General features: G+C 72.5%; 24 protein-coding genes. 14 read left to right on the top strand and 10 right to left on the bottom strand.

Translation table 11 applies throughout. From position 1 onward, the window contains the following. Nucleotides 1-52 precede the first annotated feature (52 nt). Nucleotides 53-2527 (top strand): alpha-L-arabinofuranosidase C-terminal domain-containing protein, encoded by a 2475-nt coding sequence (locus tag SAM23877_RS07605; RefSeq protein WP_053128199.1) that lies wholly within the window; start codon nt 53-55, stop codon nt 2525-2527. An 82-nt stretch (nt 2528-2609) separates the two neighbouring features. Here SAM23877_RS07605 and SAM23877_RS07600 read toward each other — a convergent pair whose 3' ends face one another. Together SAM23877_RS07600 and SAM23877_RS07595 are read right to left on the bottom strand one after the other, a co-directional pair. Then, complete coding sequence (locus SAM23877_RS07600; RefSeq protein WP_053128193.1) at nt 2610-3065, bottom strand: helix-turn-helix domain-containing protein; 456 nt, start codon at nt 3063-3065, stop codon at nt 2610-2612. Continuing rightward, nucleotides 3062-3556, bottom strand: a complete 495-nt coding sequence (locus SAM23877_RS07595; RefSeq protein WP_053128191.1) for a MarR family winged helix-turn-helix transcriptional regulator — start codon at nt 3554-3556, stop codon at nt 3062-3064. The genes SAM23877_RS07600 and SAM23877_RS07595 overlap by 4 nt, the downstream gene beginning before the upstream one ends. Before the next feature lie 152 nt (nt 3557-3708). On the opposite strand from SAM23877_RS07595, the gene argC reads away from it, so the two are divergent. The 5 genes from argC to SAM23877_RS07570 are packed head-to-tail and all read left to right on the top strand — an operon-like array spanning nt 3709 to nt 8542. Continuing rightward, nucleotides 3709-4737: an N-acetyl-gamma-glutamyl-phosphate reductase gene (gene argC / locus SAM23877_RS07590; RefSeq protein ID WP_053142253.1), complete on the top strand. Its 1029-nt coding sequence runs from the start codon at nt 3709-3711 to the stop codon at nt 4735-4737. Next, entirely contained in the window at nt 4734-5885 is a 1152-nt protein-coding gene (argJ, locus tag SAM23877_RS07585) for a bifunctional glutamate N-acetyltransferase/amino-acid acetyltransferase ArgJ (RefSeq protein ID WP_053128189.1), read from the top strand. The genes argC and argJ overlap by 4 nt, the downstream gene beginning before the upstream one ends. Further along, the gene (gene argB / locus SAM23877_RS07580; RefSeq protein ID WP_053128187.1) at nt 5882-6790 is read left to right on the top strand and encodes an acetylglutamate kinase; all 909 of its coding nucleotides are present in this window, start codon (nt 5882-5884) and stop codon (nt 6788-6790) included. The genes argJ and argB overlap by 4 nt, the downstream gene beginning before the upstream one ends. Next, entirely contained in the window at nt 6787-7995 is a 1209-nt protein-coding gene (locus tag SAM23877_RS07575; protein WP_053128184.1) for an acetylornithine transaminase, read from the top strand. Before argB ends, SAM23877_RS07575 begins: the two co-directional genes overlap by 4 nt. A gap of 7 nt (nt 7996-8002) precedes the next feature. Then, on the top strand, nt 8003-8542 hold the full coding sequence (locus SAM23877_RS07570) for an arginine repressor (RefSeq protein ID WP_053128183.1): 540 nt from the start codon (nt 8003-8005) through the stop codon (nt 8540-8542). Between the two features lie 329 nt (nt 8543-8871). On the opposite strand, the gene SAM23877_RS07565 is transcribed toward SAM23877_RS07570, so the two are convergent. The 5 genes from SAM23877_RS07565 to SAM23877_RS07545 all read right to left on the bottom strand — a co-directional run bounded on the left by SAM23877_RS07565 (nt 8872) and on the right by SAM23877_RS07545 (nt 13250). Further along, nucleotides 8872-9609 carry an FAD:protein FMN transferase gene (locus SAM23877_RS07565; protein WP_063796812.1) on the bottom strand — a complete coding sequence of 246 codons (738 nt, stop codon included), beginning with the start codon at nt 9607-9609 and terminating at the stop codon, nt 8872-8874. A 55-nt stretch (nt 9610-9664) separates the two neighbouring features. After that, nucleotides 9665-10447: an FMN-binding protein gene (locus SAM23877_RS07560; protein WP_053128181.1), complete on the bottom strand. Its 783-nt coding sequence runs from the start codon at nt 10445-10447 to the stop codon at nt 9665-9667. Nucleotides 10448-10474: 27 nt separating this feature from the next. Then, nucleotides 10475-11857: a ferredoxin reductase family protein gene (locus SAM23877_RS07555; protein ID WP_053128179.1), complete on the bottom strand. Its 1383-nt coding sequence runs from the start codon at nt 11855-11857 to the stop codon at nt 10475-10477. A gap of 91 nt (nt 11858-11948) precedes the next feature. Then, the gene (locus tag SAM23877_RS07550) at nt 11949-12659 is read right to left on the bottom strand and encodes a L,D-transpeptidase family protein (protein ID WP_053128177.1); all 711 of its coding nucleotides are present in this window, start codon (nt 12657-12659) and stop codon (nt 11949-11951) included. A gap of 3 nt (nt 12660-12662) precedes the next feature. Beyond that, nucleotides 12663-13250 (bottom strand): pyridoxamine 5'-phosphate oxidase family protein, encoded by a 588-nt coding sequence (locus tag SAM23877_RS07545; protein ID WP_053128171.1) that lies wholly within the window; start codon nt 13248-13250, stop codon nt 12663-12665. Between the two features lie 119 nt (nt 13251-13369). Between SAM23877_RS07545 and argH the strand changes: the two genes are divergently transcribed. The 4 genes from argH (at nt 13370) to SAM23877_RS07525 (ending at nt 18007) form a co-directional block, all read left to right on the top strand. Then, nucleotides 13370-14797, top strand: a complete 1428-nt coding sequence (argH, locus tag SAM23877_RS07540; protein WP_053128169.1) for an argininosuccinate lyase — start codon at nt 13370-13372, stop codon at nt 14795-14797. Nucleotides 14798-14871: 74 nt separating this feature from the next. Continuing rightward, on the top strand, nt 14872-15843 hold the full coding sequence (locus tag SAM23877_RS07535) for an aldo/keto reductase (protein WP_053128166.1): 972 nt from the start codon (nt 14872-14874) through the stop codon (nt 15841-15843). An 82-nt stretch (nt 15844-15925) separates the two neighbouring features. Next, nucleotides 15926-16471 (top strand): TetR/AcrR family transcriptional regulator, encoded by a 546-nt coding sequence (locus SAM23877_RS07530; RefSeq protein WP_174532199.1) that lies wholly within the window; start codon nt 15926-15928, stop codon nt 16469-16471. A gap of 3 nt (nt 16472-16474) precedes the next feature. Then, nucleotides 16475-18007, top strand: a complete 1533-nt coding sequence (locus SAM23877_RS07525; protein ID WP_053128162.1) for an MFS transporter — start codon at nt 16475-16477, stop codon at nt 18005-18007. Between the two features lie 119 nt (nt 18008-18126). On the opposite strand, the gene SAM23877_RS07520 is transcribed toward SAM23877_RS07525, so the two are convergent. Further along, nucleotides 18127-18798, bottom strand: coding sequence for a lysophospholipid acyltransferase family protein (locus SAM23877_RS07520; protein ID WP_053128160.1), 672 nt, complete (start codon nt 18796-18798; stop codon nt 18127-18129). 599 nt (nt 18799-19397) lie between these two features. On the opposite strand from SAM23877_RS07520, the gene SAM23877_RS07515 reads away from it, so the two are divergent. The 3 genes from SAM23877_RS07515 (at nt 19398) to SAM23877_RS07505 (ending at nt 21694) form a co-directional block, all read left to right on the top strand. Next, nucleotides 19398-20573, top strand: a complete 1176-nt coding sequence (locus SAM23877_RS07515) for a glycerophosphodiester phosphodiesterase (protein WP_053128158.1) — start codon at nt 19398-19400, stop codon at nt 20571-20573. A gap of 74 nt (nt 20574-20647) precedes the next feature. After that, nucleotides 20648-21142 (top strand): sigma-70 family RNA polymerase sigma factor, encoded by a 495-nt coding sequence (locus SAM23877_RS07510; protein ID WP_053128156.1) that lies wholly within the window; start codon nt 20648-20650, stop codon nt 21140-21142. Between the two features lie 57 nt (nt 21143-21199). Next, entirely contained in the window at nt 21200-21694 is a 495-nt protein-coding gene (locus tag SAM23877_RS07505; protein ID WP_053128155.1) for a GNAT family N-acetyltransferase, read from the top strand. 49 nt (nt 21695-21743) lie between these two features. On the opposite strand, the gene SAM23877_RS07500 is transcribed toward SAM23877_RS07505, so the two are convergent. After that, a complete protein-coding gene (locus tag SAM23877_RS07500; protein ID WP_053128152.1) occupies nt 21744-22160 on the bottom strand; it encodes a hypothetical protein in 417 nt (138 codons plus the stop codon). Nucleotide 22161: 1 nt separating this feature from the next. Further along, nucleotides 22162-22521 carry a hypothetical protein gene (locus tag SAM23877_RS07495; RefSeq protein ID WP_053128149.1) on the bottom strand — a complete coding sequence of 120 codons (360 nt, stop codon included), beginning with the start codon at nt 22519-22521 and terminating at the stop codon, nt 22162-22164. A 102-nt stretch (nt 22522-22623) separates the two neighbouring features. Between SAM23877_RS07495 and SAM23877_RS07490 the strand changes: the two genes are divergently transcribed. Beyond that, nucleotides 22624-23274, top strand: coding sequence for an HAD family hydrolase (locus SAM23877_RS07490; RefSeq protein ID WP_053128147.1), 651 nt, complete (start codon nt 22624-22626; stop codon nt 23272-23274). Nucleotides 23275-23490 lie beyond the last annotated feature (216 nt).

The following is a 23490-nucleotide window of genomic DNA, read 5'->3' as shown; positions in this document are numbered from 1 at the left end:
GCTGACCAATGTCCGATATTTCGAACGACCTAGTGAGAGCCGCGGAGTATCCATGTCACGCACCCGCTGGAGACTCGGTCTCAGCGTCACCGCCCTCCTGGCGGCCTCGGCCCTGCTGCCGTCGCCGGCCCACGCGGAGGCCGTCACCGACTACGCGATCACCGTCGACCCGTCCGCCGAGGGCGCCGCGATCGACGACACGATGTACGGCGTCTTCTACGAGGACATCAACCGGGCCGCCGACGGCGGTCTGTACGCCGAACTCGTGCAGAACCGGTCCTTCGAGTACTCCACCGCCGACAACGCCTCCTACACGCCGCTCACCTCCTGGGCGGTCGACGGCACGGCCGACGTGGTGGACGACGCCGGCCGCCTCAACGAGCGCAACCGCAACTACCTCTCCCTCGGCGCGGGTTCGTCCGTCGCCAACGCGGGCTACAACACCGGCATCCGGGTGGAGAAGGGCAAGAGGTACGACTTCTCGGTGTGGGCCCGCGCCGAGAGCGGCACCACGCTCACCGTCGCCCTGCGGGACGCCACCGGCACCCTCGCGCAGGTGCGCCGGGTGGCCGCCGAGGGGGAGTGGCGCAAGTACACCGCCACCTTCACCGCGAGCCGCACCAGCAACCGCGGCCGGCTCGCCGTCGCCACCACCGCCCCCGCCGCACTCGACATGGTCTCCCTCTTCCCCCGCGACACCTACAAGGGGCAGCCGGGCGGTCTGCGCAAGGACCTCGCGGAGAAGATCGAGGCCCTGCGCCCCGGCTTCCTGCGCTTCCCCGGCGGCTGCCTGGTCAACACCGGCTCGATGGAGGACTACAGCGAGGAGAGCGGCTGGCAGCGCGCGCGCAGCTACCAGTGGAAGGACACCATCGGGCCGGTCGAGGAGCGCGCCACCAACGCCAACTTCTGGGGCTACAACCAGAGCTACGGCCTCGGCTACTACGAGTACTTCCGCTTCGCCGAGGACATCGGCGCCATGCCGCTGCCCGTGGTCCCCGCCCTGGTCACCGGGTGCGGCCAGAACAAGGCCACCGACGACGACGCACTCCTGAAGCGGCACATCCAGGACACCCTGGACCTCATCGAGTTCGCCAACGGCCCCCGTACCGGCGAGTGGGGCGCCAAGCGTGCCGAGATGGGCCATCCGCGGCCCTTCGGTCTCACCCACATCGGCGTCGGCAACGAGGAGAACCTGCCCCGGGAGTTCATGGCCCGCTTCAAGGAGTTCCGCGCCGCGATCGAGGCGCGGTACCCGGACATCACGGTCGTCTCCAACTCCGGCCCGGACGACTCCGGCGCCACCTTCGACACCGCCTGGCAGCTGAACCGCGAGGCCGGCGTCGACCTGGTCGACGAGCACTACTACAACAGCCCGCAGTGGTTCCTGCAGAACAACGACCGCTACGACGCCTACGACAGGAACGGCCCGAAGGTCTTCCTCGGCGAGTACGCCTCCCAGGGCAACGCCTGGAAGAACGCCCTGTCCGAGGCCGCCTTCATGACCGGCCTGGAGCGCAACGCCGACATCGTCAAGCTCGCCTCCTACGCCCCGCTGCTGGCCAACGAGGACTACGTGCAGTGGAGCCCGGACATGATCTGGTTCAACAACCACGCCTCCTGGAACTCGGCCAACTACGAGGTCCAGAAGCTCTTCATGAACAACACCGGCGACCGCGTCGTCCCCTCGGAGGCGACCGGCACACCGGCCGTCAGCGGCCCCATCACCGGCGCCGTCGGCCTGTCGACCTGGGCGACCGGCGCGGCGTACGACGACGTGAAGGTGGTGTCGGCGGACGGCCGGACGCTCCTGTCCGACGACTTCTCCGGTGACGCGTCGCAGTGGACCCCCACGGGCGCGGGCAGCTGGAGCGTGCGGGACGGCGAGTACGTCCAGACGGACACCGCCGCCGAGAACACTCTCGTGACGGCCGGCGACCCGGCCTGGAAGGACTACGACCTGCACGTCAGGGCGACCAAGAAGTCCGGCAAGGAGGGCTTCCTCGTCGCCTTCGGAGTCAAGGACACCGGCAACTACTACTGGTGGAACCTGGGCGGCTGGAACAACACCCGGTCCGCGGTCGAACAGGCCTCTGACGGCGGCAGGTCGACGCTCCTGTCGAAGGCCGGCTCGATCGAGACGGGCCGCGCCTACGACATCGACATCAAGGTGCGGGGCCGCCAGGTGACCCTGTACCTCGACGGCCAGGAGTGGGGCAGCTTCACCGACGACAAGCCGGCCGAGCCGTTCCGTCAGATCGTCACCGAGGACGAGCGGACGGGCGAGCTGATCGTCAAGGTCGTCAACGCCCAGGACGCCGCGGCCCGCACCGCCGTCGACCTCGGCGGCGCGAAGGTCGCCTCCAGGGCCCGGGTCACCACGCTGGCCGCCGACCAGGACGCGGTCAACACCGAGACGGACACGCCGGTGACCCCGGTGACGTCGACCTTCTCGGGAGTGGCGGGGAAGTTCACCTACACCTTCCCGGCGAACTCGGTGACGTTCCTGCGGATCAGGCAGCGGTAGCCGTCCGTGCGGACCTGGGACGGCCTCACCGGCACACGCGGTCGTCCCAGGCTCTCGAACCCGGCGAACGCCGGCGCGGCCGTCAGGCGGTCAGCCCCGCCAGTTCCGCGTCGGCGCGCTCGGCGACCAGGGCGAGAACGCGGCCCGCGGCCGCCAGGTCCTCGGCCGGGATCCCGCCCCAGATGCGGGCGGAGACGGGGGCGACCTCCGCGCCCACGGCCGCGAGCAGTCCGCGCCCGGAGTCCGTGGGGCGCAGGTGCGAGCCGTCCGCGACGAGAAGTCGCGCGGCCAGCAGCTCGTCGACGGTGGCGCGGATGCCCGCCGGGTCGGCCTTGAGACTCTCGCGGACCTGGCCGGCGAGGTCCTGCGGCGTCTGCGGAGCGGCCGCGGTGACGGCCGCGCGGAGGGTGACATGCTGCTGGAACGTGATGTCGTGCCGGGCCAGGACGTGCTCCAGCACGCCGCGGGCGGCGTAGTGGGCCAGGGCGAGTGCCCGGGAGTCCGCGACGGGTGCGGTGGTCGGTGCGTCGTCGGTCATGGTCTCTCCCCCTGAGAGCTCTCGTCGTGCGGTACGGGTGGAGCCAGAGGTGTGCCGAGCAGGGTCTCCAGCTCCTCGGTGAACGTGCGCGTGCGGGGTGCGTCGAGGCCGCCGAGCGGCTCCAGCAACCGCTGGAGCAGATCCCGCACCACCGTGATCGCCCGCTGTGTCACGGCCCGGCCCTGCTCGGTGAGGGCCAGCTGCACGGCCCTCGGGTCGCGGGGATCGCGGGTGCGCTCGACCAGGCCGGCCGCTTCCAGGGCGCGCGCCAGCTTGGAGACGTAGAGGGCCTCCAGGCCGGTGTGGTCGGCGAGCCGGCGCTGACTGGGCCGCTCGCCGGCGCGTTGCATGCCGTACAGCGACGCCACCACCGCGTACTGCGCGTGGGTGAGGCCCAGCGGAGCCAGCGCGCGGTCGACCGCGACGCGCCACTTGTTGGCGAGCCGCCATACCAGGAAGCCGGGCGTGGGGCCCGGAGAAGCCTCGCTCATGGCAATTTAGAGTACATAGCTATTATAGCTATGGCTACTTTATTGCGCCGGGGTGCCGTTCCGGGGCGGTCGGAGTGCGGGTGCGTCGCGCGGACGCGTTGCATAAACGTGCGTGTCTACGTATAGTCATGCCATCAAGGATGGAGGACGTCATGGCGGTACGTGCGGCGGTGGCCGGAGCGAGTGGGTATGCGGGCGGTGAGCTGCTGCGCCTGCTCCTCGCGCACCCCGAGGTCGAGATCGGCGCCCTGACCGGCAACTCCAACGCGGGACAGAGGCTCGGCGCGCTGCAACCGCACCTGCTTCCCCTGGCCGACCGGGTCCTGGAGGCGACCACCCCCGAGGTGCTGGGCGGGCACGAGGTCGTGTTCCTCGCGCTGCCGCACGGGCAGTCCGCCGCCGTCGCCGAGCAGCTCGGGCCCAACGTGCTGGTCGTGGACATGGGCGCCGACTTCCGGCTGAAGGACGCCGGTGACTGGGAGCGGTTCTACGGCTCCCCGCACGCCGGCACCTGGCCCTACGGGCTGCCCGAACTGCCGGGTGCCCGCGCCGCGCTGGAGGGGTCCAAGCGTGTCGCGGTGCCCGGTTGCTACCCGACCGCCGTGTCGCTGGCGCTCTTCCCGGCGTACGCCGCGTCGCTGGCCGAGCCCGAGGCCGTGATCGTCGCCGCGTCCGGCACCTCCGGCGCGGGCAAGGCGGCCAAGCCGCACCTGCTGGGCAGCGAGGTCATGGGCTCCATGTCGCCGTACGGCGTCGGCGGCGGCCACCGGCACACCCCCGAGATGATGCAGAACCTCGGCGCGGTCGCCGGCGAGGCCGTCTCCGTCTCCTTCACCCCGACCCTCGCGCCGATGCCCCGCGGCATCCTCGCCACCTGCACCGCCAAGGCACGCCCGGGCGTGAGCGCCGACTCCGTCCGCGCGGCCTACGAGAAGGCCTTCGCCGACGAGCCCTTCGTGCACCTGCTGCCCGAGGGCCAGTGGCCCGCCACCGCGTCCGTCTACGGTTCCAACGCCGTTCAGGTCCAGGTCGCGTACGACGCCGCGGCGGGCCGCATCATCGCCATCAGCGCCATCGACAACCTGGCCAAGGGCACCGCGGGCGGTGCCGTCCAGAGCATGAACATCGCCCTGGGTCTCGACGAGACCACGGGACTGACGACGATCGGAGTTGCGCCGTGAGTGTGACGGCAGCGAAGGGATTCACGGCGGCGGGCATCGCGGCCGGGCTCAAGGAGAGTGGCAACCCCGACCTGGCCCTCGTGGTCAACACCGGACCCCGCCGCGCCGCCGCGGGCGTCTTCACCTCCAACCGCGTCAAGGCCGCGCCGGTCCTCTGGTCCGAGCAGGTGCTGAAGGGCGGGCAGGTGTCCGCCGTGGTCCTCAACTCCGGTGGCGCCAACGCCTGCACCGGCCCCCAGGGCTTCCAGGACACCCACGCCACCGCCGAGAAGGCCGCCGAGGTGCTCGGGACGGGGGCGGGCGAGGTCGCCGTCTGCTCGACGGGACTGATCGGCGTACTGCTGCCCATGGACAAGGTGCTCCCGGGCGTGGAGGCCGCCGCCGGGCAGCTCTCCGAGCACGGCGGCGAGAAGGCCGCCATCGCCATCAAGACCACCGACACCGTGCACAAGACGTCCGTCGTCACCCGGGGCGGCTGGACCGTCGGCGGCATGGCCAAGGGCGCCGGCATGCTCGCGCCGGGGCTCGCCACCATGCTCGTCGTGCTCACCACCGACGCCGACGCGGACACCGCCGTGCTCGACCGTGCCCTGCGCGACGCCACCCGGGTCACCTTCGACCGGATCGACTCCGACGGCTGCATGTCCACCAACGACACCGTGCTGCTGCTGGCCTCCGGAGCCTCCGGCGTCACCCCGGAGTACGACGACTTCGCCGAGGCCGTGCGCACCGTCTGCGACGACCTCGGCCAGCAGCTCATCCGGGACGCCGAGGGCGCCAGCAAGGACATCAAGGTGGAGGTCGTGAACGCCGCGACCGAGGAGGACGCCGTCCAGGTGGGCCGCACCATCGCCCGCAACAACCTCCTCAAGTGCGCCCTCCACGGCGAGGACCCCAACTGGGGCCGCGTGCTCTCCGCGATCGGCACGACCTCCGCCGTCTTCGAGCCCGACCGCCTCAACGTCGCCATCAACGGCGTCCGGGTCTGCAAGAACGGCGGCGTCGGCGAGGACCGCGAGCTGGTCGACATGCGCTACCGCGAGGTCCACATCGTGGCGGACCTCGCCGCCGGCGACGCCACCGCCACCATCTGGACCAACGACCTCACCGCCGACTACGTCCACGAGAACAGCGCGTACTCGTCATGAGCAACGGACCCACGCGGAAGCACACCGCGCTCCCCAAGGCCCAGATCCTCATCGAGGCGCTGCCCTGGCTGACCCGGCATCACGGGAAGACGGTCGTCATCAAGTTCGGCGGCAACGCCATGGTGGACGAGGACCTGAAGGCCGCCTTCGCCCAGGACGTGGTCTTCCTGCGCCACGCCGGCCTCAAGCCCGTCGTCGTGCACGGCGGCGGCCCGCAGATCAGCGCCGCCCTCGACCGGCACGGCATCGTCAGCGAGTTCAAGGCCGGCCTGCGCGTCACCACCGAGGACGCCATGGACGTCGTACGGATGGTGCTGGCCGGACAGGTGCAGCGCGAACTGGTCGGCCTGCTCAACCAGCACGGGCCGCTCGCCGTCGGCCTCACCGGCGAGGACGCGCACACCCTCACCGCCACCAAGCACCGGCCCGAGATCGACGGTGAGCCCGTCGACATCGGCCGGGTCGGCGAGATCACCGAACTCGACACCGGTGCCATCGAGGCGCTGCTCGCCGACGGCCGGATCCCGGTCGTCTCCTCGATCGCCCGCTCCCAGGACGACGGACATGTCTACAACGTCAATGCTGATACGGCGGCTGCGGCACTCGCTGCGGCGCTCGGCGCCGAGACTCTCATGGTCCTCACCGACGTCGAGGGCCTCTACGAGGACTGGCCGAACTCCGACGAGGTGATCAGCCGCCTCACCGCCTCCCAGCTGGAGAAGCTGCTGCCGGACCTGTCCTCGGGCATGGTGCCGAAGATGGAGGGCTGCCTGCACGCCGTACGCAACGGCGTGACCACCGCCCGCGTCATCGACGGCCGGGTCCAGCACTCGATCCTGCTGGAGATCTTCACCGACGAGGGCATCGGCACGATGGTCGTGCCGGACGAACAGGGGGAGCCGTGAGCAACGAAGAGCTGACCGAGCGGTGGCGGGGCGCGCTCATGAACAACTACGGCACGCCGCGCCTGCCCCTGGTCCGCGGCGAGGGCACCCGGCTCTGGGACGCCGACGGCAAGGAGTACCTGGACTTCGTCGGCGGCATCGCGGTCAACGCGCTGGGCCACGCCCACCCCGCCGTGGTCGAGGCGGTCGGACGGCAGATCGCCTCCCTCGGCCACGTCTCCAACCTCTTCATCGCCGAGCCGCCCGTCCTGCTCGCCGAACGGCTGCTCCAGCGCTTCGGCCGCGACGGCAAGGTGTACTTCTGCAACTCCGGCGCCGAGGCCAACGAGGGCGCCTTCAAGATCGGCCGGCTCACCGGCCGGCCGCACATGGTCGCCACGCAGGGCGGTTTCCACGGCCGCACCATGGGCGCCCTGGCGCTGACCGGCCAGCCCGGCAAGCAGGAGCCCTTCCTGCCGTTGCCCGGTGACGTCACGCACGTGCCGTACGGCGACGCGCAGGCGCTCGCGGCCGCGGTCACCGAGGAGACCGCCCTCGTCGTCATCGAGCCGATCCAGGGCGAGAACGGCGTCGTCGTCCCGCCCCCCGGCTACCTGAAGGCGGCCAGGGCCATCACCGCCGCCACCGGTGCGCTGCTCGTCCTGGACGAGGTGCAGACCGGTGTCGGCCGGACCGGGCACTGGTTCGAGTACCAGGCCCACGAGGGTGTGCTGCCGGACGTCGTCACCCTCGCGAAGGGCCTCGGCGGCGGACTGCCGCTGGGCGCGACGGTCGCCTTCGGCCGGGCCGCCGACCTCCTGAGGCCCGGCCAGCACGGCACCACCTTCGGCGGCAACCCGGTGGCCTGCGCCGCCGGACTCGCCGTGCTCGACACCATCGCGGACGAGGGCCTGCTGGACAACGTCAAGCGGCAGAGCGAGAAGATCCGCGGCGGCGTGGAGGCGCTGGGCCACCCCTTGATCGGCCACCTCCGGGGCGCCGGACTCCTCCTGGGTATCGTGCTCACCGAGCCGCTCGCAGCCCAGGTGCAGCAGGCGGCTCAGGACGCCGGAATCCTGGTGAACGCGCCCGCGCCCGATGTCGTACGGCTGATGCCGCCGCTGAACGTCGGCGACGACGTGGTGGACGCGTTCCTCGGGGCACTGCCCGGCATCCTTGACCAGGCCGCCCGGGCGGCCCACGGGGACGGACGATCCGGAGAATGAGACGACGATGAGCCAGGCGCAGGAGCACGAGCAGACCGGTGGGGCTGCCGTACCGCAGACCCGCACCGCGCGTCACCGCCGGATCGTGGACATCCTCAACCGGCAGGCGGTGCGCTCGCAGAGCCAGCTCGCCAAACTGCTCGCCGACGACGGGCTGACCGTCACGCAGGCGACGCTCTCCCGGGACCTGGACGAGCTGAACGCGGTGAAGATCCGCAACACCGACGGCGACCTCATCTACGCGGTGCCCAGCGAGGGCGGCTTCCGCACCCCGCGGGCGCCGCTCGGGGAGTCGGCGAAGGAGGAGCGGATGCGGCGGCTCTCCGCGGAGCTGCTGATCTCCGCGGAGGCGTCGGCGAACCTCGTGGTCCTGCGGACCCCTCCGGGGGCGGCCCAGTTCCTGGCCTCCGCGATCGACCAGGCGGAACTCCACGACATCCTGGGCACGATCGCGGGCGACGACACGCTGATGCTCATCAGCCGGGAGCCGACGGGTGGGCAGGCGCTCGCGGACCACTTGCTGCGGCTGGCTCAGAACGGGCACTGAGGGCTGCGCCGCGGCGGGTGGGTGGCGCCGGCGCCCGACGCGGCGGGGGTGGCTGTCGGATGCAGGGTGCGGGTGGTGCGTGGCTGGTCGCGCAGTTCCCCGCGCCCCTGAGGCGTTGCGGTCGCCCCTCGGAGACGCACCCCGAACCGCTCTCCCGTGGGTCTCACCCGGGGCCCCCGAGGCCCGCGCCGGAGTGACCGGCGAGCCCGCGCCGGAGTCACCCAAGCCAGAAGGTCCGCGCTCAGGTCCCCTGGGCCCGCGTCGGAGTCACCCGTGGGTACGGGCCCGTGCCCTTCGTCCAAGGGCCTCGCCGGGGGCGCCCCGCGGCCTCAGCCGAGCCATCTCGCCAGACCTCCCGTGCACCGCACCTCGTCCCCCGACGTCACCAGCAGCGCCTCGACCCCGTCGAGGGACTCCAGCCACCGCAGTCCCTCCCGCGACCCCATCGCGAACGCCGCCGTCGCCCAGCAGTCCGCCCAGGTCAGCCGGGGCGCGACCACCGTCACCGCCACCAGGTCGGTCATCGCGGAGCGCCCCGTGCGCGGATCGACGATGTGCGCGCCCCGCTCCGCCGAACCGGACGTCGCGACGGCCAGCTCGGCCGCTGCCGCGGCGGAGACGACGGCCGCCAGCCCACCCGGGCGCAGGGGGTCCGACACCCCGACGCGCCACGGCCGCGCCGCTCCCGGCGTCCCGAGCACCTGCACGTCCCCGCCGCCGTTGACGCTGACGCCCCTCGCCCCGGCCGCAGCGACCCGCCGCGCGGCTCGCTCCACCGCCCAGCCCTTGACGATCCCGGTGGGGTCGAGACGGCCCCGGTACGACGTGCTGAACCAGCCTCCGCTCACCCGCTCCGCCTCCGAGGCCAGCCCCAGCACCTCGGCGACCTCGGGGGCGCACGCGTCGACGGTCAGCTCACCGCGGGCCAGCCGCGAGATCTGGCTGTCGGCCCGGTAGGTGCTGAACACCTCGTCCACCCGGTGCAGCCCCGCGACCGCCTCGTCCAGCGCCGCGCGGACCGCCGCGGGTTCCCCGCCGCGGACGTCGAAGGAGAAGACGGTCCCCATCGTCTCCTCCACGTGACGCACCGCGGCGGGAGCCTGAGTGGGCCCGGTCACGGTGTCAGCCACCGGCCCGGTCCAGCGCGGACTGGAGGGACTGCTTGTATCCGGCGCTGGTGTAGGTGGCGCCGGAGACGGCGTCGATGTCCGCGTTTCCGGCGGCGACTGCGGCTCGGTTGAGTTGGGGTACGGCGTCGGCGGTGACCTGGTCGCTGCGTCCGCCCTCGGGCGCCTGGAGGGCCTCCGCGCCGGTGATGCGCCCACCGCTGACGGTGACCCGGACCTGCACGGGCCCGTACTGGGTCTGCGCGACGGAGCCGGTGAGGGTCAGGGTTCCCTGGGCCGCACCGTCGGAGTCCTGCCCATCGGAGGCCTGTCCGCCGGAGCCCTGCCCGGCGGACCCCGCGGCCGCCTTGTCCAGCGCGGACTGGAGGGACTGCTTGTATCCGGCGCTGGTGTAGGTGGCGCCGGAGACGGCGTCGATGTCCGCGTTGCCTGCGGCGACGGCGGCACGGTTGAGCTGGGGTACGGCGTCGGCGGTGACCTGGTCGCTGCGTCCGCCCTTGGGCGCCTGCACGGCCTCCGCGCCGGTGATGCGCCCGTCGGCCACCGTGAGCCGGACCTGCACGGGCCCGTACTCGGTGCGGGCCACGTCACCCGTGACCGTGCCGGACCCCGCGCCCCGGCCGCCCTGCGGGGACTGCGCGGCCACCGGCGGGGCACCGCCCGCCGCCGAGGCGGCGCCCGGGTCGGACGCCGGTTTCAGCGACAGCAGCAGCACGATCCCGGACACGGTCGCGGCGCCGGCGAGCACGGCGCGCCGAACGGGGTGGCTTTTCCTCATCTGTCCTGGACTCCTGATGTCCGTCGCTCACATCTCGAACGACTCGTGGTGGATACGGCGGGCGGGGACACCCGCGCCGCGCAGCGCCTCGTACACCGACTGGGCGAAGCCGGGCGGCCCGCACAGGAAGACGTCGTGGCGGTCGACGTCCGGGATCTTGCGGCTGAGGGTCTCCGCCGAGATGTCCGGACGCTCTCCGTCCGGGCTGTTGACCGCGTACATCAGCCGGGCCCCGCGCTCGTCGGCGATCCCGGCGAGCTCGTCCCACAGGGCCAGGTCCTGGGTGCTGTTGGCCCGGTAGAGCAGGGTGATGTCACCGGACGCGCCGGGCAGCGTCTCGAACAGGGCCCGCATCGGCGTGATCCCCACCCCGCCCGCCACCAGCAGCACCTTGCCGCGGCTGCGGCGCTGGGCGGTCAGGGCGCCGTACGGGCCCTCCGCCCACACCCGGGTGCCGGGCTCCAGTTCCCGCAGCCGGGCGCTGTGGTCGCCGATCGCCTTCACCGTGATCCGCAGCATGTCCGGACGCGGAGCCGCCGACAGCGAGTACGGGTGCGAGCTGAACCGCATCCCCGGCGCCCGGAACCGCCAGCGGAAGAACTGGCCGGCCTCCGCGCCCATCCGGTGCAGCCGGCGCCCGCCGATCAGCACCGACACGATGCCGGGCGTCTCCTCGATGACCGCCTCGACCCGCATCCGGTGCCGCAGGTTGAGCCGCAGGGGGGTCAGGAAGCGGTACCAGAGCACGAGCGCGGTCACCGACCCGTACAGCGCGTACCAGACGGTCTTCGCGACCGGCTCGACGGCGAAGTCGTTGCCGGTGGTCAGCTGGTGCCAGAAGACCAGGAACACGGCGACGTAGGTGAGCAGGTGCACGTGGTACCAGGCCTCGTACGGGATCCGGCGGCGTACCGGGGCGGCGGAGAGCAGTCCGATGAGCACCAGCAGACCGGTGCCGATGGCGGCCTTGCCCAGGTCCGGGAGCTGGTTCACGGAGTCGATCGTCTGCTGGACGATGTCGCCGAGGCCCTTGCCGGCCTGGGCGGCGTAACCCCACATGATCAGGAAGACGTGGGCGAGGATCAGGCAGAGGGTGTAGCGGCCGGTCATGGCGTGCCAGCGGGCGACCCGGTCGGATCCCACCCGCCGCTCCAGGGCCGGCACGCGGGCCATCTGGAGCACCACCAGGGCCATCAGGTATCCGGCGAGCAGTCCGGTGATCCGGCCGGCGTTCATGATCCTGCCGGTGTCGTCGGAGATGGCGGGCGTGTTGCGCCACCACAGCCACAACACGCCCGCCGCGCCCGCCCACACGGCGAGCAGCAGGGGGACGGCGGGGGAGCGGCGCGGGCGGATGCGCCGCATCGTCTGTCGGCGGGCGGCACGGCCGCCGGCGAGCGTGGTGGTCACGGTTGGTTCCTCCGTGGGACGTGGCCCTTGGCCCACAGATACGCGCCGCGCCACCCGAGCGTTCAGGCCGTCGCGGTACTCCTGTCACCACTCAGTAGCGCGTGATCGCCGTCGCCCCGCCCGAGGTCCCGATCGCGATGTGCGGCGCGGCCGCCGGGTCGGCCCACCGCAGGATCCGCCGCATCGCCTCCGCGGGCACCGACACGCAGCCGGCGGTCGCCCCGGCCCCGTTCACGTGCAGGAAGATGCCCGCACCGCGTCCGCGCACCGGGCGCTGGTAGTTGAAGCCGACGACCAGGGCGTGCGCGTACTGCGCCGAGTAGGTGATCAGGTGCTCGGCCTCGGCGGCGCGGCAGTCGGCGGGGCGCGGTTCGGTCCAGCGGTTGTAGGCGCGCGAGTCGTTGTCCTGGCACCACCAGGAGTCCGGGCGCACCGCGCGGTACCGGTACGCCGTCCCGCGCGGCGCCGTCCGGATGCCGAAGGCGTACGGCAGGTCGTACAGCCCGGTCGGGGTGGTGCTCGTGCCCTGCTGGCGCGTCGCCCCGTCGGCCAGTCCGTTGGCCCCGAAGCGGGCGGGGGCGGAACCGGCCTTCACCCAGCGGCCGCCGCCCCTGCGGTCCCACCAGGTGACCCGGCCCTCGGTCGACCCGGTGCCCGGCGCGACCGCGGTGATCAGCTGGGTGCCGCCGCCGGTGTCCGCCATCCGGGCCGGGAGCGGCCGGGACGCGGGACCGCCGGAGGGCGCGGCACCGAGCACGAGCAGCGAGGCGGACAGGAGGGCGGTGAGGACACCGGGGCGCATGGCTCAGACGGTAGACGGGGGCAGCGGCAACGGCAGCCCGGGAAGGCCGTCCAGGCTGGTCGCCACGTGCTCCTTCTTGGTGAAGTAGTCGCTGAGCGAGGTGTCGTCCTCCCGGGCGAACCGCTTGCCGTGCAGGTCGCGGTCCGCCTCGTAGGCCATGAAGGGGACGGCGTATCCGCAGGTGTCGCGGACGAGTTCGGCGGTCACGACGATGATGGCGCGCAGCCCGTGCGCGGAGGTGTCGATGTCCGGGAAACGGCTGAGCAGCTCCGGGAAGCGGGGGTCGTCGCGGAAGACCGGCTCGCCGCGGCCGTGCACGCGGACGATGTTCGGCGGGCCCTGGAAGGCGCACCACATCAGGGTGATCCGCCCGTTCTCGCGCAGGTGGGCGATGGTCTCGGCATTGGAGCCGGCGAAGTCGAGGTAGGCCACGGTGAGTTCGTCGAGCACCGCGAAGCTGCCGGTGAGGCCCTTGGGGGAGAGGTTGACCGTGCCGTCGCCCGACAGGGGGGCGGTGGCGGTGAAGAAGACGGGCTGCGCCTCGATGAAGGAGCGGAGTCTGCCGTCTATACCCGCGTAAGTCTTTCCCATGTCCAAGGAGTATGCGCCGCGGGAGTCGGGCCCGTCCCGCCCGCCTGCGAGATTGACGAATCATGCAGAGCTCTGCATACTCATGCAAAGCAGCGTTCGTACGGTGAGGAGCGACACAGGTGAGCAGCAACAGCGGTGACGTACGGCTCTGGGGCGGGCGTTTCGCCGACGGTCCCGCCGAGGCCCTGGCCAAGCTGTCCGCGTCCGTCCACTTCGACTGGCGGCTCGCGCCCTACGACATCGCCGGCTCGCGTGCCCACGCGCGCGTGCTGCACGCGGCGGGCCTGCTCACCGAGGACGAGCTGACCCGGATGATCGAGGGACTCGACCGGCTCGAAGCGGACGTCGCCGACGGCTCCTTCGTCGGCACCATCGCCGACGAGGACGTGCACACCGCCCTGGAGCGCGGCCTGCTGGAGCGCCTCGGCCCCGACCTCGGCGGCAAGCTGCGCGCCGGCCGCTCGCGCAACGACCAGGTGGCGACCCTCTTCCGCATGTACCTGCGCGACCACGCCCGGACCGTGGGCGGTCTGATCGCCGACCTCCAGGACGCGCTGGTCGGCCTCGCCGAGGCGCACCCCGACGTGGCGATGCCCGGCCGCACCCACCTCCAGCACGCCCAGCCGGTGCTCTTCGCCCACCACGTCCTCGCCCATGTCCAGGCGCTCGGCCGGGACGCGGAGCGGCTGCGGCAGTGGGACGAGCGCACGGCCGTGTCGCCGTACGGCTCGGGGGCGCTCGCGGGCAGCAGCCTCGGCCTGGACCCGGAGGCGGTCGCCAAGGACCTGGGCTTCGAGCGGGGCAGCGCCGGCAACTCCATCGACGGCACGGCCTCCCGCGACTTCGTCGCGGAGTTCGCCTTCATCACCGCGATGATCGGCGTGAACGTCTCCCGGATCGCCGAGGAGATCATCATCTGGAACACGAAGGAGTTCTCCTTCGTGACCCTGCACGACGCCTTCTCCACCGGCTCGTCGATCATGCCGCAGAAGAAGAACCCGGACATCGCCGAGCTCGCCCGGGGCAAGTCGGGCCGCCTCATCGGCAACCTGACCGGCCTGATGGCCACCCTCAAGGCCCTCCCGCTCGCGTACAACCGCGACCTGCAGGAGGACAAGGAGCCGGTCTTCGACTCCATCGACCAGCTGGAGATCCTGCTCCCCGCTTTCACCGGCATGATGGCCACCCTCACCGTCCACCGCGAGCGGATGGAGGAGCTGGCCCCGGCCGGCTTCTCGCTCGCCACGGACATCGCCGAGTGGCTGGTCCGGCAGGGCGTGCCCTTCCGGGTCGCGCACGAGGTGGCCGGTGAGTGCGTGAAGGCCGCCGAGGCCGAGGGCAAGGAGCTGGACGAGCTCACCGACGAGCAGTTCGCGAAGATCTCCGCGCACCTCACCCCCGAGGTCCGCTCGGTGCTCGACGTCCCCGGCGCGCTCGCCTCGCGCAACGGCCGCGGCGGAACGGCGCCCAGCGCGGTCGCCGTCCAGCTCGCCGAGGTCAAGGCGGACGTGGCGGCGCAGCACGAGTGGGCGAACGCGAGGCGGTAGTCGCCCGTGTGCCCCCAGGGCATCGCGGTTACGTTGGTCATCAGCTGCCAGCAGCCGACCGAACGGAGCCCGCGATGCCCTTCGCCCGCCTCGCCGCCGCGACGACCCCCACCTTCCACATCGGGCTGGGCCTCGCCGCCGTCGGCCGCCCCGGTTACATCAACCTCGGACGCGACCGGGACCTGCCGGCCGACCGCAGCGTCGAGGCGATGCGCGAGCGGACCCACGACCTTCTCGACGCGGCCTACGCGCAGGGCGTCCGCTACTTCGACGCGGCGCGCTCCTACGGGCGCTCGGAGGAGTTCCTGGCCGCCTGGCTCCGGGACCGTCCCGACATCGACGACGTGGTCGTCGGCAGCAAATGGGGTTACACGTACACCGCCGACTGGTCGGCCGAGGCCGAACGGCACGAGGTCAAGGACCACGGCGTCGCGACGTACGAGCGCCAGAGCGCCGAGACCGACGCCCTGCTCGGCGACCGGCTCGACCTCTACCAGATCCACTCGCTGACCCCCGACAGCCCGGCGCTGACCGACAAGGACCTGCACGCGAAGCTGGCCGAGGCCGCCGCGCGCGGCGTCACCGTGGGCTTCTCCACCAGCGGTCCCGCCCAGGCCGACGCCATCCGGGCCGCGCTCGCCGTGACCGTCGACGGCGAACCCCTCTTCCGTACCGTGCAGTCCACGTACAACGTGCTGGAGACCTCCGCCGGGCCCGCGCTGGCCGAGGCCCACGAGGCGGGGCTGACCGTGATCGTCAAGGAGGGCATGGCCAACGGCCGCCTCGCGGACCCCCACGCGCCCGACGTGCTGAAGGCCGTGGCGGAGGAGACCACCCTGGGCTGCGACGCGGTCGCCCTCGCGCGGGTCCTCCGGCAGCCCTGGACCGGGGTCGTCCTCTCCGGAGCCGCGACCGTGAACCAGCTCGGCTCCAATCTGCACGCCGCCGTGGTCGACCTGGACGACGACCAGGTGGCGCGACTCGGCGCGCTGGTCGAGGAGCCGAAGGCCTACTGGGAGCGGCGCGGACAGCTCCCCTGGCACTGAGCCGCACCCCGCACGCCATGAGATATGAGTCACGCATGTCCAGGGTGAGACAAAAATGTCTCATGTGGGCTATCGTCGTCTCATGGCCGTTGACCGAGAACAGGTACTGCGCAGCGCCGCGGCCCTGCTGACCCGCAGGTCCACCGCGACCATGGACGAGGTCGCGAGGGCCGCCGGCCTCAGCCGGGCCACGCTGCACCGGCACTTCGCGGGGCGCGACGCCCTCGTCCGCGCACTGGAGTCGCTCGGCATCGCCGAGTGCGAGGCCGCCCTGGATGCCGCCCGCCTCGACGAGGGCCCGGCGGCCGACGCGGTGCGCCGGCTCGTGCGCGAGATCGAGCCCGCCGCCGGCCTGCTGGGCTTCCTCTACACCGAGAACCAGCTGTTCGAGGGCGAGGAGCAGAACGAGGGCTGGGCCCACATCGACGCCCGGATGGCCGCGGTCTTCCGCCGCGGCCAGGAGGACGGCGAGTTCCGCATCGACCTGTCCCCGGCCTGGCTCACCGAGGCCCTCTACGGGCTGCTCGGGGCCGGCGCCTGGGCCGTGGCCGAGGGCCGCGTGGCCCGCAACGACTTCACCCACATGATCGTCGAGCTGCTGCTCGGCGGCGCACTTCGGAGAGAGTGAACCATGACCCGCACCCTGCAGTCGGCGCAGACCACCGAGGCGGTGAAGCGCCCCGGCCGCTGGCTCGCGCTGGGCGTCCTCGTGCTGGCCGTACTGCTGGTGGCCGTCGACGCGACCGTGCTCGGTCTCGCGACCCCCTACATCAGCGAGGACCTGGCGCCCTCCAGCACGCAGTTGCTCTGGATCGGTGACGTCTACTCGTTCGTCATCGCCGGCCTGCTCGTCTCCATGGGCAGCCTCGGTGACCGCATCGGACGCAAGCGCATCCTGCTCATCGGCGCCACGGCGTTCGGCGCGGTGTCGGTGCTCAACGCCTACGCGTCCACGCCCGAGCTCATGATCGTCGCCCGGGCCCTGCTCGGCGTCGCGGGCGCCACCCTGATGCCCGCCACCCTCGCGCTGATCCGCAACCTCTTCCACGATCCGCGCGAACGCAGTCTCGCCGTCGGCGTCTGGGGCGCCGCCGCCTCGGCCGGCGCGGCGGTCGGCCCGGTCGTCGGCGGGTTCCTGCTGGAGCACTTCTGGTGGGGCTCGGTCTTCCTGATCAACCTGCCCGTGATGGCCGTCCTGGTCGTCGTCGGCGTCAAACTGCTCCCCGAGTCCCGCAACCCGAACCCGGGCCCCTGGGACCTGCTCAGCGTCGTCCTCTCCCTGGTCGGCATGGTCGGTGTCGTGTACGCCGTGAAGGAGGCCGCCGCACACGGGTTCGCCTGGGCCACGCTCGCCGCGGGCCTGCTGGGCGCCGCTGCGCTCCACGGCTTCGTGCGCCGCCAGCTGACCATGCCGATCCCGCTGCTCGACATGCGGCTGTTCCGCAGCCGAGGCTTCAGCGGCGCGGTGCTGGCCGACCTGCTGACCATCCTCGGGCTGTCCGGCGCGGTGTTCTTCCTCTCCCAGTACCTGCAACTCGTCCAGGGCAGGCGGCCGTTGGAGGCGGGGCTGGCCGAGCTGCCCGCCGCCGTCGGCGCGGTGGCGGCGGGCCTGCTGGCCGGCCGGGCGGCCCGGCGCTTCTCGGTCCGTGCCGTGGTCTCCGGCGGCCTCGCCGCCGTCGGTCTCGCGCTCGCCGCGCTGACCTTCGTCGGCCAGAGCACCGGCTACCCCCTGCTGGGCGCGGCCCTGCTCGTCGTCGGCGTCGGCGCGGGGTTCTCGTTCACCGTCACCGCCGACGTGATCCTGTCCAGCGTGCCCAGGGAACAGGCGGGCTCCGCCTCCGCGGTCTCCGAGACGGCCTACGAACTCGGCGCCGCCCTCGGTATCGCGGTGCTCGGCTCGATCGTGACCGGCGTCTACCGCGACTTCTCCGGCCCGGCGGGTACGCCGGCGGCGGCCCACGAGTCGCTGGGCGGCGCGGTGGAGATCGCGGGCCAACTCCCCGCATCCTCGGCGGACGCCCTGCTGAACGCCGCCCGCCAGGCCTTCGTCGACGGCCTGAACCTCGCGACGGGCGTGGGCGCGGCCGTCCTCCTGGCCGCCGCGGCGTCGGCCTGGTTCCTGCTGCGGGGCCAGCGCCTGGAGGACGGGGTGGAACACCCGTAGGCCGACGGGGAAGAGGCGGGGGCGTCCGACGGCCGCCGCACGCGAAACGGCGGGTCGCTCCCCGAGCGACCCGCCGTCTACCGTCTGCCGTGCCTGCGCACGCGTTCCCTGCGTGCGGGCTACGCCGCCTTGGCCTTGCTCGCGTACATGTCCACGTACTCCTGGCCGGACAGCCGCATGACCTCGGTCATCACGGAGTCGGTGACGGCCCGCAGGACGTAGCGGTCGCGGTCCATCCCCTCGTAGCGGGAGAACTCCATCGCCTCGCCGAAGCGGACCGTGACCCTGCCCGGCCGGGGCAGGCCCGCGCCGCCCGGCTGGAGCTTGTCGGTGCCGATCATGGCGAACGGCACCACGGGGGCGCCGGTCATCAGGGTGAGGCGGGCGATGCCGGTGCGACCGCGGTAGAGGCGGCCGTCGGGGGAGCGCGTGCCCTCCGGGTAGATGCCGAAGACCCGTCCCTCGTCCAGCACCCGGCGCCCGGTCATCAGCGCCGCGACCCCGCCCCGGCCACCGTCGCGGTCCACCGGGATCATGCCGACGCCGGTGAAGAACCAGGCCATCAACCGGCCCTTGACGCCCTTTCCGGTGACGTACTCGTCCTTGCCGATGAAGAAGACCTGCCGGTCGCAGACGAGGGGAAGGATCATCGAGTCGATGAAGGTGAGGTGGTTGCCGGCCAGGATCACCGGACCGTCGCCCGGGATGTTCTCCACGCCCTCCACCCGTGGGCGGAACATCAGGCGCATGATCGGTCCGAGCACTGCCTTGATGAGCGCGAAGCGGGACAACGGGTCCTCCGGTGTCGGGGATGCGGTATGAGTCTGTGCAGGTGAGGACATTACTCGCGGCCGAGGGGGTCGCGCACGTCGGGTCATGCGGGTCCAGCGCGGTGCTGACGTGCGTTCACCTGCGGTGCGACGGCTTCGGGCGGGCGTGCCGCGGTCACGGGGGTGTGAGGCAGGTCGCGTCCACGGGCAGGGAATCCCGCGCCGGTCCTCATCTTCCTCACCGCTCCGTGTCGTCATGGCCGTCGCCGTCACCGTCCCGGTCCGCAGGGACCGGCGTCGCCGGCCCGGGGGTCCGGACACGGCCCGGATCGAAACACACGCGACGCGCGGACCGTGCGAGGCGCGCCGCCGAAGCCCCGCCGCCGACCCCTTCTCCGGCCACGGGGTCCGTCCGGTACCGCCTGACGGCCGCGGCCACCCACCGCGTACCCCGCCACGCCACCTCGAAGCCGACGAAACGTCAGACATCCCGCCCCACCGGCCCCGGCACGCCCATACGACATCCCCACGCATCCGCGTGTTCCGGCCGCGGTCTCCCACTGGTCATGTACGCGCCCCTACGATCGGCCCGCACTGACGGTCGACGGCAGGAGGGCCCCATGGAAACGCAGGAGTCGGACGAGCAGGCGGGCGGCACCGGACGGCGGGCGCTCCTCGGAGCGGCGGTGCTCGGCGCGGGCGGAGCCGTACTCGGCCTGTCCGGCACGGCGAGAGCCGCCGACGCCCGGCACGGCGGCGGACACGGCGGCGGCGTGAAGAGCCTGCCCGTGCCGACGGTCATCGGTCATCGCGGCGCCAGCGGCCACCGCCCCGAGCACACCTTCGGCGCCTACGACCTGGCCCTCGACATGGGCGCCGACATCGTCGAGGCCGGCGACCTGGTCCCGACCAGGGACGGTCACCTCGTCTGCCGGCACGAGCCGGAGATCGGCGGCACCACGGACGTCGCCGACCACCCCGAGTTCGCCGACCGCAAGCGCACCAAGCTGCTCGACGGCGTCTCCACCACCGGCTGGTTCACCGAGGACTTCACGCTCGCCGAGCTCAAGACGCTCCGCGCGACCGAACGCATCCCGGCCAACCGCCCGCACAACACCCTCTACGACGGCCGCTGGGAGATCCCCACCTTCGAGGAGGTGCTGCGCTGGCAGAACGAGCAGACCCGCAGGCGCGGCAAGCAGGTGTGGATCTACCCCGAGCTCAAGCACCCCACCTACTTCCGCGACCTGGGCCTGGGCACCGAGGAGCGCCTCGCCCGGCTGCTGCGCAAGTACGGCAAGGACAAGAAGAACTCGCCGGTCATCATCCAGTCCTTCGAGCCCACCAGCATCCAGCGGATGAACAGGCTCGTCGGCAATCCGCTCGCCGTCCTGCTGTCCGGCGCGAACAGCCGGCCCTGGGACTTCGTGCGGACCGGCGACCCGCGTACGACGGCCGACCTCGTCACGCCCGAGGGGCTGAAGGAGATCGCCGGTTACGCGCAGGGCATCGGGCCGACCCTGGACCTGATCATCCCGAAGGACTCCGCCGGGCGGCTCACCGAGCCGACCACGCTCGTGCGCGACGCGCACCGGGCGGGCCTGATCCTGCACCCGTACACGATGCGCAACGAGAACCCCTTCCTGCCCGCGGACTTCCGCAAGGGCGGCGACCCCGACGGTTACGGCGACGTCTTCGCCGCGTTCCGGACCTACTTCGCGACCGGCATCGACGGTGTCTTCACCGACCACCCGGACACGGGCGTCCTGGCCCGCGAGGACTTCGTCAACCGCTGAGCGCGAGCCCCCGGTTGGGGTGAGCTTCGGCCGCCCGGGCAACCCGCCGCCCGGGCGGCCGCGTCGACCTGCATATGACATCCGACCTGGTCGCCGCCCTGCGTCCCCTGCTCACCGCCGAGGCCTCGGCCGAGGCGTACGGGTCCGGCGCCGAACCCGGCGACCTCGAACAGGCGGTGTGGCTGCGCCTCCTGGAACGCCTGGAGGCCGACGGACCGCCCCCCGACCCCTACCGCTGGGTGCGGGGCGCCGTCCGCAGCGAGGCCCGCCGCCCCCGCCGCACGAGCCGCGCCGAGCGCCCGTACGCGGCCGAACCCGCCGACGCCGCCGAGCCCGGGCCCGAGCAGCTCGCGCTCACCGCGGCACGGCGCCGAGCCCTGCGCGAGGCCGTGCGCCGGCTGCCCGGCCGCTGCCCCCGGCTGCTGGAGGCCCTGTTGTCGCCCAGGGACCTCACATACCGGGAGATCGCGGGGGAGTTGGGTATCTCACAGGGCAGCCTTGGCCCGGAACGTTCCCGATGTCTGGGATGTCTGCGGCGACTGCTGACGCCGGAGGTTGCGGCTCGCTGAGGACGGGGATAGGAGTGGGGGACCACAACTGATCAGGTGAGCGGGAGGCATGCGCACATGGGCATGAGCGTGACCATCTCGGCGGCGACCGAGCAGGATGCCGAGCAGATCTTCCGGCTGCAGTACCTCTGCTTCCAGGGCGAGGCGGCACTGCACGGCAACTACCGCATCGACCCGCTCGTCCAGACCCTCGACTCCGTGCGCGAGGAGGTCGCCGCCGACTGCGTGTACGTGGCGCGCCTCGGCGACGAGGTCGTCGGCTCCGTGCGCGGCAGGGTGACCGAGGACGGGGCGGCGTCCATCGGCAAGTTGTGCGTCCACCCGCGGCTGCAGGGGCACGGCATCGGTGCCCGGCTGCTGCGGGCCGCCGAGTCGGCACTCGCCGGGGAGCGGGGCGCCAAGCGCTTCCGCCTGCACACCGGGCGCAGCGAGAGCAACCTGCGGCTGTACCGGCGGGTCGGCTACGAGACGGTCGGGACCGCCCAGGGCGCGGACGGCGTCCCCATGATCGTCCTGGAGAAGCCGGCCGGGGCGTACGTGACGACGGCCTGAGGCGCCGATCCTCGCCGGGCCCGGTCGCCGGTCGGCGCGGGCCCGGTCGCTAGGCGGTGCGGGCCCGGCGCAGCCAGAACAGCGCCGACAGCGGCAGGAGCACCGGGATGAAGAGGTACCCCATCCCGAAGTCCGACCACACCGTCGCGTCGGGGAAGGCGGACGGCTCCACCAGCGTCCAGGTGCCCACCGCGACCACACCCACGAGTTCGGCGGCGCAGCACACCAGCGCCGCCCGACGGGCCGTCTCGCCGCCGCGCACCAGGGTGTACGTGATGAACCCGTAGACGACACCCGCGATCGCCGACAGCGTGTAGGGGAGCGGGGCCCGGTCGAACTCGGTCGCGATCTGGTACGCGGACCGCGACACGGCGCCGACGACCATCACCCCGTACAGCCACACCAGCAGGATGCCGGGCCCGCCGATCAGCCGCTTCCCGTCCTGCCGCCGCTCCGTCGCCGCCATCTCAGCCTCCCCAGATGTCGTACAGCCGCACCTGGAGGACGGCGAGGACGACCCCGCCCGCGGCGACCGTCACCGAGCCCCAGCGGGTGCGTTCGGCCAGCGACATGAATCCCGCCGCCGGTACGCAGGCGAAGGCGCCCAGCAGATACGCCACGAAGATCGTCGTGCCCTGTTCCGGCTCCTCGCCCCGCGCCAGCAGCACGATCCCGACCACCAGCTGGATCAGCGCCAGCAGGGTGACCACGGCCATGCCGATGAAGTGCCAGTCCTTCGTCGGCTGGTCACGGTAGGCGGCCCAGCCGCACCAGGCGGCGAGCAGCAGCGCGGCGACGCCGGTCACCAGCGTCAGGACGTCAAGCATGGCAGCGACCCTATTACGCCCCAAAAGCCTCGCCGCGCCCGGCCCCGTCCCGGCGCCGGGCGGAGCGACGGCGTCACGCGGAGTCGCCGTAGGGTCGAAGGCATGCACATCCACGCACAAGCCCTCCTGTTCGACAACGACGGCACCCTCGTCTCCTCCCTCGCATCCGTGCGCCGCTGCTGGAAGCGGTGGGCCGGTGAGTACGGGATCACGGCGGAGGAGTTCGGGCGGGTCGAGCTGCACGGGCGGCCGGCCGCGGAGATAGCCGCCGACCTGCTGCCCGCCCACGTGGTGCCCGCGGCCGTCGCGCGGATCGAGCAGCTGGAGGTCGACGACGTGCCGGACGGCGGCGTGCACCTGCTGCCGGGCACCTGGGAGTTCCTCGCCGCGCTGCCCGCCGACCGCTGGGCCGTCGTCACCTCGGCCACCCGGCGGCTCGCCGAGGCCCGGCTCGGCGCCGTCGGCATCCTCCCCAAGACACTGGTCGCCGCCGACGACATCACCCGCGGCAAGCCCGACCCCGAGCCCTACCTGCTCGGCGCCCGCGCCCTCGGCGTGGACCCGGCCGCCTGCGTCGTCTTCGAGGACGCCCCCGCCGGGCTCCAGGCCGGCCGCGCCGCCGGCATGACCACCGTGGCGTTGGCCACAACCCACCGGGCCGACGAGCTCGACGCCGACCTGGTGGTCCCCGACCTGTCGGCCCTGTCGGTACTGGTCACCGGCGGAGGGATCGACATCTCCGTGCGGAACTGACCCGCGCCCGGCGCGTCCGGCCACCGTCCACCGCTGTCCAGCATCCGGACAGCGGTGTCCCGGTCAGGACCGTACGTCTGCTTTACTGATCGCATGAGCACGACGAGCGACCGCACCCCTGCGACCGAGGCGACGATGACGCCCGGTGCTCGTTGTATGTGTCGAATGTGCGCCTCCTAGAGGGCCCCTGCACCACCTGAGCCTCGCGCCCCGAAG

This window comes from Streptomyces ambofaciens ATCC 23877, assembly GCF_001267885.1.
Classification (GTDB): Bacteria; Actinomycetota; Actinomycetes; order Streptomycetales; family Streptomycetaceae; genus Streptomyces; species Streptomyces ambofaciens.
The sequence above is the reverse complement of the archived record's forward strand: the minus strand, read 5'-3'. Positions and strand labels throughout refer to the sequence as shown.